Annotated in this window: 8 protein-coding genes; 2 read left to right on the top strand and 6 right to left on the bottom strand. The window is 70.4% G+C overall.

Features of this window, described 5'->3' with window-relative positions; translation table 11 throughout:
* Nucleotides 1-261 precede the first annotated feature (261 nt).
* From WMF45_RS31120 to WMF45_RS31095, 6 genes are all read right to left on the bottom strand, one after another.
* On the bottom strand, nucleotides 262-1,641 hold the full coding sequence (locus WMF45_RS31120) for a cytochrome P450 (protein WP_437708681.1): 1,380 nt from the start codon (nucleotides 1,639-1,641) through the stop codon (nucleotides 262-264).
* 412 nt (nucleotides 1,642-2,053) lie between these two features.
* Nucleotides 2,054-3,574, bottom strand: a complete 1,521-nt coding sequence (locus WMF45_RS31115) for a hypothetical protein (protein WP_437708680.1) — start codon at nucleotides 3,572-3,574, stop codon at nucleotides 2,054-2,056.
* 13 nt (nucleotides 3,575-3,587) lie between these two features.
* Nucleotides 3,588-7,214, bottom strand: a complete 3,627-nt coding sequence (locus WMF45_RS31110; protein WP_437708679.1) for a hypothetical protein — start codon at nucleotides 7,212-7,214, stop codon at nucleotides 3,588-3,590.
* Complete coding sequence (locus WMF45_RS31105) at nucleotides 7,198-8,103, bottom strand: AAA family ATPase (protein WP_437708678.1); 906 nt, start codon at nucleotides 8,101-8,103, stop codon at nucleotides 7,198-7,200. Before WMF45_RS31105 ends, WMF45_RS31110 begins: the two co-directional genes overlap by 17 nt.
* 2 nt (nucleotides 8,104-8,105) lie before the next feature.
* On the bottom strand, nucleotides 8,106-9,545 hold the full coding sequence (locus WMF45_RS31100; protein ID WP_437708677.1) for a S1 family peptidase: 1,440 nt from the start codon (nucleotides 9,543-9,545) through the stop codon (nucleotides 8,106-8,108).
* A 532-nt stretch (nucleotides 9,546-10,077) separates the two neighbouring features.
* Complete coding sequence (locus WMF45_RS31095) at nucleotides 10,078-11,535, bottom strand: hypothetical protein (RefSeq protein WP_437708676.1); 1,458 nt, start codon at nucleotides 11,533-11,535, stop codon at nucleotides 10,078-10,080.
* Nucleotides 11,536-11,889: 354 nt separating this feature from the next.
* Between WMF45_RS31095 and WMF45_RS31090 the strand changes: the two genes are divergently transcribed.
* Both WMF45_RS31090 and WMF45_RS31085 read left to right on the top strand, forming a co-directional pair.
* Nucleotides 11,890-13,080: a hypothetical protein gene (locus WMF45_RS31090; protein WP_437708675.1), complete on the top strand. Its 1,191-nt coding sequence runs from the start codon at nucleotides 11,890-11,892 to the stop codon at nucleotides 13,078-13,080.
* A 300-nt stretch (nucleotides 13,081-13,380) separates the two neighbouring features.
* A complete protein-coding gene (locus WMF45_RS31085) occupies nucleotides 13,381-13,998 on the top strand; it encodes a hypothetical protein (RefSeq protein WP_437708674.1) in 618 nt (205 codons plus the stop codon).
* Nucleotides 13,999-14,091 lie beyond the last annotated feature (93 nt).

Genomic DNA, 14,091 nt, shown 5'->3' with positions numbered 1-14,091 from the left:
CTCCCCCGAAATCTCGACGAAAGTGACGGAACGCGACGGTTCGCCACCGCAAATTGCGCTTGGCCGCCTCGACCAGGAGCACGCGATGGTCTACTTTCAGGTCATCTGGAGCGGGTTGCGTGAGCCCATGCGGCCGGCTCTGGAGGCGTTGGTCATGGAACGGCAGATCGAAGGGCGAAACGGTCCGATGAGCGCTGCTATACAATCGCGCCATCGACCGCGCGACAGACCGCTTGTCACGATGTCGCACGACGCGGCGCTTCAGCCGTCGAATCGGACGCGCGTGCTCCCCGAGGGGCGGAGCACCGGGAGGTAGCGCGAGGCGGGGAATCCGCCCTGGAGCCTGGGACCCGAGGCCGGGAGCTCCCGCCCGAGCGCGACGAGGAACTGGACGATCTCCATCCAGGCGAGGTGATAGCCGAGGCAGAAGTGCGCGCCGCCGCCGAACTGGGCGATCTCGAGCGGCGAGAGCGCCTCGTTGCGGCCGAGCCAGCGCTCGGGGCGGTAGCTGTCCGGATCCGGGTAGAGCTCAGGATCGCGGGAGAGCAGGATCAGCGGGATCGCCACGTGGGTCCCCGCGGGGATGGCGCGGCCGTCGAGCTCGAAATCGGCGACGGCGCGGCGGGCGTCGTGCGGCACCGGCGGATGGAGGCGGAGCGCCTCGCGGAACACGGCCTCGGCGTAGGGGAAGCGGCGGAGATCCGCGGGCGAGCGCGGGAGATCCGCCGCGCTCGACGCCTCCTCGCGGAGCGCGCGCCAGACCGCGGGGCTCTCGGCGAGGTGGGCGACGCACCAGGCCATGACCGAGGCCGAGGTCTCGTGGCCGGCGAGGAGGAGCAGGCGCAGGTTGCCCACGAGATCCTGCTCCGAGAGCGGCTCGCCCTGCTCGTCGCGGGCGTCCAGCAGCGCCGGCAGGAGGCCCTTCGCGTCGCCCCGGGCGCGCACGCCGGCGAGGATCCGGCCGATGCGCTCGTCGAGCCAGGCGCGGGCGCGGAGGCCGCGGCGCCGCGGCGAGCCCGGCACGTCGAAGGGCAGGCTGAGGATCACGAGCATCAGATCCTCGTAATAGTGGCGCCACTCGGGCAGCTCGTCGTCCTCGACGCCGGTGATCTTGAACATCACCTCCAGGGCCAGCTCGCGGGTCTCGCGCAGCAGCTGGACGTCGCGACGGCCGAGCCACGAGCGGACCTTGCGCTCGACGCTGGTCGCGACGATCGCGCCGACCTCCGCGGCGTCGAGGCCCTTCGGCGAGAAGGGCCCGTTCATCGCTGTCCGGAGGCGGCGGTGCGAGGCGCCGTCGTGGGCCATCAGCGTCTGACCGAAGAGGTAGCCGACGCCGCCCTCGGTCAGGTACGAGGAGTCGACGGCCTTGCTCTTGAAGAGCGAGAAGGCCTCGTTCGATGCGTAGATGAGCTGCCAGGCGTCGACGCCGGGAGCCCAGAAGAAGAGGGAGCCGAAGCGGCGCTGGCCCTCGCGGAGCAGGCCGAGCTCGTCGACGGCGATCGCCGGCATGTGGCCCACGACCGGGAAGCGGCCGGGGAGGATGGGGAATCCATGCCGGGTCTCGATGCGGCGGGCGAGGGGGTTGCGGCCCTGAAGGAGCGGGAGATCGGCGAAGGAAGCGGGGAGGGCGGTGGTCATGGCGGGTGCGTTCCCCTCTTGTACCATCTACCATCGCTCCGGCGCGGCCTGGGCGCCGGGATCGTGAGGTCCTTCCCGGAGCGACCGGGGCGCCCGCGAGGCGCCGCGGCGAGACGCGCGCTGTCATCTCCGGATCTGGGCCACGAGGACGAGCCGTTCGTCGTCATGGCGGGCGCACGACATGGTCGTCGGGGTCGGTCCCGGGGCCCTGATCGAACGCGCTCGCGATCATGCCGAGCAGGTTCGGCAACGTGCCGGCGGCAGCAATCAAGTACAGGCCAGCCAGCCTCCTTGAACCAGGCCGATGTGCTGTTCGAGAGCTATCCGCCGGAGTCAGCGGGCAGCTGCCATGACGGCTTGCGTGGGACCAGCACGCGCCGCGGGTTGCCCACGCTCCGTGTCTACGCTCGGGCTACTCGAGCTTGTCGGCCTTCCAGTCATACACGCCGAGCTTCCCGTCATCGACCTTGTCGTCGTCGCGCACGTCGAGCCGCACGTACGTGGGGTGGAAGATCTGCCGGAGCCGATTGTCCGCCCCGTGCATGGGGCCATCGATCGTCCCGTCCTCGGTGTCGAAGTTGTTGGCCTTCACGTCCTCGGCGAACTTCAAGATGGTGGCGAGCGCGCCGACGTCGTCGTCCGGCAGCACCGGGAACCGGAGGAGGTTCGCCCAGGTCCCGGAGTTGAGGTACACAGCGCCTTCGTTCGGCAGGTCCTGGCGCTTCGCGTGGTGCGTGTGCCCGAAGACGACGAAACGATAGCCGCGACGGTTGCCCGAACTCCTGGCGAGCTCGCAGGCGGCGTCCTGGTACCGTTTGCCCGACTCGACGTCCGTGCGCCACGTGGGGTCGCCTTCCAGCGCGCGGAACGCCCTCCGCAGCGCCGGGAGCCGCTCTGGCAGCGAGGCCTCGCCGCGCTCTACGAAGGAGCGCCAGAAGCCGATCTTCGAGTCCATCCACGACGCGAACGAGACGTCGGTGAGCGTCACACCCGCGTGCGGCGCAGCGGCGGCGGGCACGGCAGCCCCAGGCGGCACCGCCTTGGCCATGAGCGCGTCGAGCGCGCCCTCCTCGGCCGCCTCCTTTGCCATAGCTTCCGCCGCGGACGCGCTGACGTTCGCGAGGTGGACCGGAAAACCGGGCTTCGGGATGAGGTTCTGCGCCACGCCCCGGATGAGCTTCGCCAGCTTGTCGAGCTCACCCCGCGCGTCGGGCTCGATCGCGACGAGCAGCGAGAACAGCGCCTCGGACTCGGGCTTGAGCAGGTCGATGAACGCATACCGCTCCTTGAGCGGGTTCATGACGCTCGCGACGAGCTCGCTGCCCGGAGGCGCCCGGAACGCGCGCCGCTGCATGTCCGGATCGAGGTGCCCCCGGCTCCGGATCGCGCGCAGGTAGCGCAGGCCGTTGAAGTCGACGGCGTTCGACGGATCGTGGGCGTTTCCGTGCTCGATGAGGGCGTCACCCACCTCGAGCGCCTCGCCGTCGTACTGGAACCGGACATTGGCCGAAGGCGCGTCACCGAGCTTCTTCAGGAGCGCCTCGCGCACCTCGGGCAGCGACAGCTCCAGGTCGTGGTTGCCGAGCATCACGGTGAGCCGGCACGTCTTCGTGAGCTCGGCCAAGGCCTCGAAGACAGGCTTGTCGGCGCCGCCCGCGATCGCCTCGAAGGCGCGTAGAGCCTCGCCCTTCTCATACGCGAATGCCTTCCACGGCTTGGCTCCGCCGTGGTCGTGCGCAAGGAAGTCGACGAAGTCGCCGTTGATGACGAGCTCGACCGCCGTCGTCGCCGTTCGTTTGGCCGGGAGCCCGCGGATGAAGGCGGCGAGCTCGTCCGGGTGCTTCATCATGCGAAAGCCGCGGTCCTGCGCCGTCGCGGGGCGGCCGCCGAGGTGCAGATCGGAGATAACGTAAACCTTTCGGGTGATGGCCATTCAGCGCCTCCTGTCAGCGTCTCCTCAGATCGTCGATCGCGTCCTCGATGAGAGCGATGTCCTCGTCGCTCACCCAGTTGCGGGACCAAGGTTCATCGCGCAGGAAGTACAGGTATTTCTCGTCAAGGAGATCCCCGAGCCGCGCGCGCAGGTCGAGTACCGGCTCGCGGCCGACCTCGACGCTCACATCGCAGTCGCCCGGCACGACGACCTCGATCGGGAACCCGCGCTGGCGATCCACGCTGAACGACGGCATGTCCTCCATCAACGGGGTGTCCAGCGTGTAGGTGGCCGACGAGGCCGCCGGGTGCGAGCTCAGGTCCACGATGGAGAGCCGGATCGCCAACTCCGCCGTGCTGCCCGCCGAACGGAGCTTCTCGATATCGAGCTCGGCGCGTATCCACGGGCTCGGCTCGCGGGGCGGCACGCCCGCTTCGAGGCGCCGGATGGATTGATCGAGCGCGAACTGAAGGAGGTCGCGCGAGCCGGATCGCCGGATCGCGGCGAGCACCGCGTGGGGCTGGGTGAGGTCGCCGGTTACGTCGTCCGCCAAGCGATCCTCGCGGAGCCTCCTCGCGAGGCGCGTCCAGTCGCGTGGCTGCAGGAGGCGGACGGCGAGGTCGCTCACGACGTCGAATATCGTGCGAAGGGGCACGAATTCGGGCACGTCGAGCGGCTCCTGCGCTTGCTGGGCGAGCCTCCGCTGGGGTGGGAAGTGTCCGGGCAGCGTCACACCCACCAGATGGCCATTCACGAAGACTGGCAGCCCGGCGTCGATGCGTCGCATATCGACATTGATGACCTGCGGCGCTTCGCCGTCCCGTTGCAGAAGGGGGTAGGGCAGGAGCTCGAACCCCTCGCCATCGGCTGGAACGCACACGAACGCCGGGCGATAGCTCGTTCTCAAGAAGTCAACGAACACATGGGGCGTTCTCGCGCCAGGCGCGGCCTCGACGTCCGGGCGGGAACTGCCGGCCCAGAGGTCCACGGCCGGGCCGAACCCGATGAACCGGCCAGCCCGCGCATCCTCTGTGATGGATACCGCGAGCCATGTGTGTTCGCCGAACGAATGGCAGCGTGCCTGGCGGAAATACTGCCACCGCGGCCTCACCACGGTCTCGTCCGGAAGCACATCCGCGAAGAGGAAGGTCCGCCGTCCCACCGCGATGCCCGGAGCGGGCTCGTCTCGGCTGTCCTGTGCCGCCGCCAGGCGCTGCTCGACCCCCGGAACGCTCGTGATCCGCGACGCCGCCCACCCCGCCCGCAGCGCGCTCGAAGGACACACCACGATCCCCTGCCCGTCGCCGGGAGGATCCACGAACGCCACGTGCCCCGCGACGTGGCCCCCGACGAACACCGGCGCGCCCCGCATGGCCTCTGCCTTCGCGTGATCCGTGATCGGCTGCGCGATGGGCAGCCGCATGCCCACGTCATTTCGAAGAAGCACGCTGCCGCGGCCGTGCATCCGCAGGGACGCCGAGGCCGCGATCTCCCACGCGTCGTCCGGCCGCAGGTCGGCGCCGAGCACGAGCGGCGCCAGCGTGACCGGAGCGTCGAGCCGGATCATCGCCCAGTGGATCGCCGGCTTGCCCCGCGCGACCACGCGCCCCCGCACCTTCCCCCACGGGAACTGCAGATGAACCTCATCGGTGTCGACCGCGTAGATCGCCGTCATGCAGAGGTCGGCGTCGACGAGGTACGCGATCCCTTGCCTTTCGCGGCCGCGCACGACGGCGACGGCGTGCGAGCGATCGTCCGGCGACGCGAGCTCCCACCGCTTTCCCGAGATGTCGCGGATCCTCGTGATGGGCTCACCCTCCGGCGCGGAGAGATCGACCTCCACAGGCTCGGAGCCGACAGAGATCGGTCTGTCGTCGACCCACACCACGAGCGGATCGCACTTCGTCACGTGAAGAACGTGCCACGCATCGCCGGCGCGCCCGGTCTCCGGGAAGCGCACGAGATCGAGTACGGTCCTCGACCTGGCCGTTCGCCACCGCACACCGATCGCCACCTCCCGCTCCTTCGGCAGGAGCGCCGCGGCCCGCCGGAGCGCGCCCTCGCTCGGCAGCGCCTTCACCGCCGCAGCCCCTGGCACGTGCGACGCCGCGACGAAGCCGAGCAGCCGCCCCACGTCGGAGCTCACCACGGCCGGCGGCAGGCGGGCGACCGTGCGCGCGAACCACCCAGCGAGGTTCTTCGTCCGGGCCGACGACCGCTCCATCGCGGCGAGCACGGGCTCCAGCTCGCTCTGGATGCGCTGCTCCATGAGCTGGCCCGAGGGGCCGAGCGAGAGTGCGATCAGCCGCTCTTCGAGCTGCAAGAGCGGGGGAGCACCGGCGTGGAGCCGCTTCACGATGGCGAGCACTGAGGCCATCTTTCCGCTGGCGGCCGCCTCTCGGCGGAGCCGATCGAGGACGCGCGGGGACAGCGTGAAGCCGTCGCGGGTCTTCGAGGAAGCGACATCGCTCGTCCACAGGTCGAGCTCGGCGGCCGGCGTCGCGTCCGGCAGCAGCCGATGGCGCAACTCGCGGAGCAGCGCCGGCTCGACGTGGGCCGCGAGCGACGCGTAGCGCGCCAGCCTCGCGGCGTCGCGGTTCCTTCGCCAGAGGCGGTCGAGCGGATCCGTGTCGTGTCGCTCCGCGCCGGGCCGCTTCACGGCCGCCATCGCAGGCCGCGCTGGCTTCGAGCGGCGAGCGCTCCGCGCGGTCGTGGCCCGATCCCACAGGACGACGCGCGCCGCGGCCGCGACTCTCGGCGGAACGCGCTCCGCCCCGTGCGGAACCAGGAACGTCACGTATCGCTGCTCGCGAGCCCAGCGCGCCACCAGCGCCTCCCAGGCCCGCGCGCTCACCGTCGAGAACGCGGTCACGACCACGATGGGCACGAACGGCGCAGGCGCGCGGTACCGCGTCCACGTGTCCGATGGGCCCGGTCCCGCGGTCGAAGGGAACTCGTGAAACTGCAGCGTCTCGACGCTCGCCCCGCCGAGGAGCGAGACGAACCGCGCCTTGATCTGCCGCATGTCGAACGCGAAGCCGTCCAGCCGCGCGCTCCGATCGACCAGGAACTGCACGCCTCTCCGCGTCGTCGACTCGTCGAGGAACGGGACGACGAGGGGGAGATCGAGCTTCGCCATGGATTCGACGAGCCGATCGACGTCGATCCTCGCTGACGGCAGAAGGGCTGCCGCAATCTCGCGCAGGATCGAGCGCTCCACCGGGGTGCGGAAGAGGGGCTCGGGCGCCTTCCGCCACTCCACGGCGGTCTCCAGAGCGAGCGCCGTCACCGATCCGCTGCGAGCCGCGCCGGTCTCCTCGTCCGCCGGCGGACGATGGATCTCGACGAGCTGCGACGGCACGCCGATCGCCGCGCCGGACGCCTCCGGGATCACCCCGACACCGTTTACCTCCACCTTCGGAAGGGGGACCGGAGGCGCGAGACGTTCGATCGACGAAGGGGGCGCCGCGTCCCGCCGCTCCGCCGCCGCGGTGTCCGTGCCGAGCACCAGCGCGCAGATGGAGCGCGCCTCCTCCGGGTCGTGGACCCCGAGCGCGCGGATCGCCCTCAAGGCGTCGCCCAGCCAGAGCTGCGGCCGGTCACCGCGCGCCGGGCTCGAAGGATCAGGCCTGCTGCTCACCGTGTTTCCAGAGCGCCGCTTCCACGACGAGCTCGAATTCCGGGTGGTCGCTGCGCTCGATGTGCAGCTCCTCGCACGCACGGAGCGCGTCGAGCAGCTCGGCCGTCCCGGGAGCGCGGAGGTCCTGCGACTTCGCCCTATCGCCCGCGGCGAGGTACGCCTGCACCGTCGCGTCGAAGACGCCCGGGATCTTGGCGAAGTGCTTGCCCACGATCTGCTTCAGTCGCGCAGGATCCACGGGCCGCTCCAGCTTCACCACAATCGCGCGGCGCAAGAACGCCTGAGGAAGATCGCGCTCCTCGTTCGTCGACACCACGACGAACACCGGGCGCATCGCCACCACCTCGCGCCCGAGGGGCTCGGCCCAGAAGCGCTGCGCTTCGAGCGGGACGAGCAGATCGTTGGGCAAGTCGGGATCGGCCTTGTCGATCTCGTCGATGAGCACGACCGCGCCGGTGCGAGGAACCGTGGGGCTCGCTGGAGGCCGCAGCTCAGCCGCGAGCGCCGGATGGAACGCCCACCACAGCGCCTGGGGCTCGACGTAGTTCCTCTTCTCGCGGACGCGGTTCGAGCGATCGACGGCGCTGTCGTATGCGTCGTTCAGCCGCTCGACCTGATCGAAGGTCCACAAGAGATCGCGCGCCTGGCTTCGCGATGTGATGACGGACTCGAAGTAATCCCAGCCGAGCGCGTTCGCGACATTCCGCGCGAGCGTGGACTTGCCCGTCCCGGGATCGCCGCGCAGGAGCAGTACGCGTCCGATGGCACCCGCCACCTTCACGGCGCGGAGGACGTGCGGCTCGTAGACATAGGGTGGAAGCTTGTCGTTCTTCGCGACGCGCGCCTCCAGCGTCCGAAACGGCGACTCGGCCTTGTCCTCGTTCTGCATGATCACCTCAGGTCATCCAGGATCGTCTGGAAGTCGCTTTCGAGCTCTGCGGGGGCACACTCGGGAATGGTGATGACGTCGGACGGCAGAGCTTCCGTGCTCTCGATCGGCGGCGGGCCCCGCAAGACGACCCTCACCCGCGGGTAGATCTCCTTCAGGATCTCCGCGAGGTTCGGAGGAGAGCCGATCTCGGCCAGCACGTAGATGTCGCGGTTGCGCTTCACCCAACGCGCTCGCGTCGCCTCGAACCCAGCCTCCTCGCACGCCATCCGTCCCATGAGCTCGCTCTTGAAGACCTTCTTTGCTTCGGCCTCGCCATCCTCGGCGCCGGCGAGGGCGCCGAGATCCGCGAGCGCCTCGTGGACCTCGCCGAGCCCGGCTTGGACCGCGAAGCGGAAGGCGAGCGATCGTGCGGTCGCCGCCTCCCTGGCCCCGACCCAGACCGATTTCCCGGGCGGCTGATCTCCATCGAGCGCGGGCGCCGCGGTCTCCGCGACGTGCACCGGGAGGCGCGACGAGCAGAGCATGAGCCCGAACACCTCGCGCGGCGGCTTCGTGGGGAGGAACGTCCCGAGGGTGCCCTTGAGCGCGTTGAGCGCGTCCATGAGCGGACACGTGAGCAGGCCGATCGTCGTCCGCTCGTCCAGCCCGTCGAGCTCTGTCGACAGCCGGAGCTTCTTTGCCGCGAGGACGAGCTGCGCTGCCTTGAGCTCGCTGAGCGTCGCCAGCAGGTGGGCCTGTTCGGGGAGTGGCTGCGCCTTCCACGGCAGCTTCTTCGGGGGCGAGCCGTTCGGCGTAGGGCTGCTCGGCGTGAGGGCCGAAGCGAAGGTCGCGACGTGGACCCCGAACAGCGAGTTCTGGGTGACCACGCCGTCCTTCGTGAGCGTCTGCTGCACCACGCCAACGACCACCCCGCCCACGAGGATCGGCGCGCCCGAGATCCCGCGCAGGTCCATCGCCCCGACCTGGTTCAGCGCGAGCGCGATCCGCGTCGACATCGACGTGATGCGGCCGTCCAAGGGCTGTCCGTTCACTTCCCGCGACCCGTCCGCGACCGCGCCCGACGCTTCTGGAAAGCCGAACGTCGACCAGCGCGCGACGCCGAACGGGCTGGGAGCGAGCACGAGCGGCTCGACGTCCGGTGTCTCGTTGCATTCGAGGAGCGCGATGTCGTGCTCCACCGAGTGCTGGACGACCGTCGCCGTGGTGGCGAACAGCTTGCCGTCCGCACCGGGAGGCCCGACTGCCGGGTCGAGGGGATCGCCGAACCGGACCTTGATGATGCCCGGAAGGAACTCGGGCTTGCCGGTCTTGAACGAGTCCGCGAATGCCACGCAGTGAAGCGCCGTGAGGACGAGCCCTTCCCGGCTGACGAGGAACCCCGTCCCGCGCTCGCCGCCCACGAGGATGCGCGCGATCGATGCCTTCTGCTTTGGTTCCATCACCGATCTGGATGTCCGCCGTTTGAGCACGCGGAGAATACCAGGATCGGGGAGCCGTCGGCACAGCGTCTTTCGCGTTGTTGAACGCGATGTGGACCTCGCGGTTGGGAGGAACGAGCCGGTTCCCCGATGCCATGACGGAGGGATCGCCGCCGACGACGACGCTCTGGCGCCCGAAGACGCACGTGCCGCGGTCCTCGGTGAGGAGGCAGCCCTCGTGGGTGCCGCCGTCGGGCGCGGCAGGCCCGCGAAGTCAATGGGTCGAAGGAGGCGACCCTCGCGGGCCTCAACCCCTGGTGGTATCCTGATTAGGGCACTCGACGGTCTCCGGACCCGAGTAGTTTCGCGAGGTTGCGCATGGCGAATTGGAAGAGAAAGGGGCCAATTGGGGCACCGCCCAACCCCTTGGCGAACAGGGCCTGCGTGCGCTTGGGCGGTGGGGTCATTTGAACGTGAAGGCGGGAAGAAAACCTGAATGATTTCCTGCCTTCATGTGGGACCTCTCCAAGCAAATGACCTCACCACCCCGCTGTCATCTGCGGATCTCGGACACGAGGACGAGCCGCCCGTCTTCGTAGCTGGCGCACACATGGTAGTCGGGGTCGGTCCCGGGGCCCTGCTCGAGCACACTTGCGATCACGCCGAGCAGGTTTGGCCATGTGCCGGCGGCGGCGATCAGATAGGCAGACCAGCCTGCCTCCTCGAACGCGGTGACGACCTTCTTCCGGTCGTCGAAGCCCTTCCCCGGATCGCCGACCGCCGCGCGGAGCGCCGGCAAGAGCTCCGTGACCGCCGCATCGCCGGCGGCGCATCGCTCGGCGGCGAACGCCCTCTCGACGCCGGCGCGCGAGGCGTCCGTCAGGGCCCACGACGCGACGAAGCGGCTCCGCTTGCCCTGCACGGTGACCCCGAGGGTGCCGTCGCCGGCGAGCCTGCGCGCCGGCGCGGCGAGCCAGAGGTTCTGCCGGGCCTCGGCGAAGCCCTGGGCGGCGATCGTCGGGATCACCCTTGGATCGACGTGGCCTCCGGAGAGCGCCCTCGCGATCTTGCCGTAGCCGTCCGTCGCGCCCAGCTCGCCCATCCGCTCGGGATCGAGGCACACCGACACAACGGGGCTCGCGTCGAACCTGGAGCACCGGCCCTCCGGGCCCCCGACCTCTTCGCCGAACGCGACGAGCTCCTTCAGGGCGGCCGGATCGGCGCCGGACCCGAAGAGCGACATCACGACGTCGAGCCGGAGGTCGGCGCCGTCCGCGTAGATCGCGACGGCGGCGATCCCGCCCTGCGCCACGCCGAGCGGCGCGCGGGCGCCGAAGCCGGCGCAGCGCGCTGCGCCCGGGCACGCCTCCAGCGGGGCGCCGCCCGCGAGGACGTCCACCACGCCCGCCAGGGCGCGCCGCGGGTCCGCCCCGCTCACGAGCGGAACGAGGAGCCGCACCCGCGTCACGTCCCCCGCGTGCCCGAGGACGACCTTCTCGAGCGCCTTGCCCGAGGCCCCCTTGGCCATGGCGTCGACGACCGCGCGCGCGCTCTTCTCGGACGCGGGGACCACGGCGCCCAGGATCGGCCGTCGCGGATCGACGCCGGCCTTCGCGAGCGTCACGTCCGGCGGGTCCTGGCTGCCGAGCGCGCGGTTCGCCTCGATCAGGACCTCGGCGATCTGGGGCACGTACTGGACGGCGACGTCGAGGGCGCTGTTGCGAAGCGAGGCGTAGATCGCGGCGCCCGGCGGGAGGCGCGCGATCTGCTCGGCCGACGCGGATGGCGGCTCGGGCGTAGCTCCCCCGGGCGCGGCCGGGTCGCCCGCCGCCGCTTGCGCCGGTGCCGCTGTGGAGGCGCCCGCCGGTGCGCCTGGCCGCGCCGGCTGCGCGGCGGCGCTCGACGGGCTCGCGCCGGTCGAGCCTTGTCGCGCGGCGCAGGCCGCGCTCCCCGCCCCGAGCGCGATTCCTGCGCCGAGGAGGACGATGGGGAGGAGCTCTCGAAGGGGCATGAGCGGGCTTCATGCCCTCGTGGTCGCCGCGCCACAAGCCATGAGGTCATGCGCCCGGCGCGAGGACGACTGGAGCTCGTCGCTTGTCGTCCGCCGGAGCCGATGACGAGCGCGCGCCGGGGTCCTTCCTGACAGGCCCTTGTCCTCTGCCAGGCGACAGTCCCGTCGCCGCGTGTGACGCCCAGACCACCGGCGGCCCCCTTCTCCACGAGAGAACCCTCGAAGATCCGCTGCAGCTCGCGCGCCCGGCGTCTGGCCCGCGCGCTGCAATGAGCCCCCCGCGCCGCCACGAGGCTGCGCGCCGCCAGAGAGGGCGCGCACTCCAGTCCCTATTTCACCCCGAGAGGTCTCCCCATGTCGACGCTCAAGAACGGCATCTTGGCTGTGCTCGTGTCCTCCTTCGCCTCGCTCGCCGTCACGGTCGGGGCCGGCTGTGTCGCGGACACGCAGGATCCCGAGGTCGCGGACCTCTCCGGAGAGGACACCGGCAGCGCCGAGGCGGCGATGCTCTCCAGCTCGTCCACCCAGGGCTTCGGCTGGGTATGGTCGACCCTGCTCGGCGCGGGCACCCTCAACGCCAACAGCTCGTATTCCTACAATTCGGCGGGCGGCACCAACACGATCACCAGCACGAGCACGGGCGTCTATTCCGTCGATTTCCCGAACCTCGCCGGCGCCGGCGGCAACGTGCAAGTCACGAGCTACGGCAGCGGCAGCGACCGCTGCAAGGTGGCGTCGTGGGGCACCGGCGCCCTCGCCACCACGCTCCGCGTGAACGTCCGCTGCCACACGGCGGGCGGCGCCCCGGTGAACACGTATTTCGTCGCCCTCTATTCGCGCGAGAACAACAGCCATGGCGGCGCGTACCTCTGGAACGACCAGGCGTCCGCCCCGCTCAACGCGCCGTACACGCCCTCGACGACGTACCAGTACACGAGCGGCAGCCAGTACAGCACCGTCACCCACGTGAACACGGGCCGGTACACCGTCCGCGTCCCGGGCATGTCCGCCACCGGCGGCACCGTGCATGTCACCGCGTACGGCGGCGGGATGGAGTACTGCAACGTCTCGGGCTGGAACCAGAGCGGCGCCGACACCGTCATCGACGTGGGCTGCTGGGGCGCGGCGGGCGCGTCCGCCGACAGCCTGTTCAGCCTCAGCTATCACCTCGGCATGCCGAGCACCGGCCGCGTGGGCGGCTTCGCTTGGGCGAGCGACCCGGTGTCGTCGTCGTACACCCCGCCCGCGAGCTACACGGGTCTGTACAACACGCTGCATCCTTGCTACTTCGGCCCGGGCATCAGCGCGGGGCACAACGCGCCCGTCGGCTCGCATTTCGTCCGGTACCCGAACCTGCTGTCGTACAACTCGACCACGATGGTGACGGCGTACGGCTACAGCAATCAGTATTGCAAGGTCTCGTACTGGACCGGCGTCGGCGCGGACACCCAGGTGAACGTGCAGTGCTACGACTATCTCGGCAACCCGGTCAACAGCCAGTTCACGAGTACGTATCTCGGCGCCGAGATGTTCACGCCCTGCTGAGCGAGCGCTGATACCGGGGGGCCGAGATCACTCGCCCGTGTCGAACTCGCACGCGGCGACCTCCGGCGCACACTCGCCCTCCACCTCGGCGGCCGCAGAGGCGAGGCAGTCGTTGCACTCCAAGTCTGTTGCAATCGTAGTAATCGCATGTTCATGGACGCCGGCACGCATGACCGCCGCGCGTGAACTCGGCCTGATCGCCCTGCCGTGCGCTGCGACGTCGTGGCTCGCCATGGCACAGAAAACCAGCGTGTTTCTCTCGTGCCGGAGCGGGCATGTCCCGTGCTCGACGCGGCGGCGATGACACACAAGTGCTTTCTCTGGTTGGCTCGTGGTTCTTTCCTTGCGTGGGCGACGCTGGGCGGCGCGGCGTGCGGCGAAGAGGACCATGGACCTGCGAGCGCGGAATCCACCAGCACCAGCGGAGCGGGCGCGAGCGGCAGCGCCGGCGCTGGCGGCTCCGGGGGCGGGGGCGGCAGCGCCGTGAGCGGTGGAGCCGGCGGCTCCGGGGGCGGGGGCGGCGGCGCCGCGAGCGCCGGCGGCTCCGGGGGCGGCGGCGGCAGCGCCGCCAGCGGCGGGGCCGGCGGCTCCGAGGGCGGGAGCAGCCATGGCCTGACGTGCCGCGAGTCGAGCTTTCCGGCGTTCAGCAAGGCCTGCGAACAGGCGAGCGACTGCGTCGTGCTGCCGCACGTCACGACCTGCTGCGGAGACATCCTGTTCGTCGGCGTCGACGCGGACGACAAGGAAGCGTTCGAGGCCGCCGAGGCGGCGTGCCTCGCAGGCTCGCCGCTGTGCGATTGCCCGTCGCGTCCGTCTCTCGCGGAGGACGGCCGGCGGCTCGAGAGAGAGAGCGAGCAGGCGGTCGCGGTGCGCTGCGATGAGGGCGCCTGCATGTCGGAGATCAGAGATCTGCCCTAGCTCGACCTTCGTTCGCGGGGACACGAGGTGCTGGCGTCACTCCAGAGCCCGGGTGTCGCGCGGTACATCGCGACCGCCGCGACCGCCGCGGGG

Source organism: Sorangium sp. So ce448 (assembly GCF_051520915.1).
GTDB lineage: Bacteria > Myxococcota_A > Polyangia > Polyangiales > Polyangiaceae > Sorangium > Sorangium cellulosum_B.
The sequence above is the reverse complement of the archived record's forward strand: the minus strand, read 5'-3'. Positions and strand labels throughout refer to the sequence as shown.

Excerpts from the sequence above, each read along its gene's own strand:
- WMF45_RS31090 (WP_437708675.1), top strand. The coding sequence starts at position 11,890 with ATGTCGACGCTCAAGAACGGCATCTTGGCTGTGCTCGTGTCCTCCTTC.
- WMF45_RS31095 (WP_437708676.1), bottom strand. The coding sequence starts at position 11,535 with ATGCCCCTTCGAGAGCTCCTCCCCATCGTCCTCCTCGGCGCAGGAATC.
- WMF45_RS31120 (WP_437708681.1), bottom strand. The coding sequence starts at position 1,641 with ATGACCACCGCCCTCCCCGCTTCCTTCGCCGATCTCCCGCTCCTTCAG.
- WMF45_RS31115 (WP_437708680.1), bottom strand. The coding sequence starts at position 3,574 with ATGGCCATCACCCGAAAGGTTTACGTTATCTCCGATCTGCACCTCGGC.
- WMF45_RS31085 (WP_437708674.1), top strand. The coding sequence starts at position 13,381 with ATGACACACAAGTGCTTTCTCTGGTTGGCTCGTGGTTCTTTCCTTGCG.
- WMF45_RS31105 (WP_437708678.1), bottom strand. The coding sequence starts at position 8,103 with ATGCAGAACGAGGACAAGGCCGAGTCGCCGTTTCGGACGCTGGAGGCG.
- WMF45_RS31100 (WP_437708677.1), bottom strand. The coding sequence starts at position 9,545 with ATGGAACCAAAGCAGAAGGCATCGATCGCGCGCATCCTCGTGGGCGGC.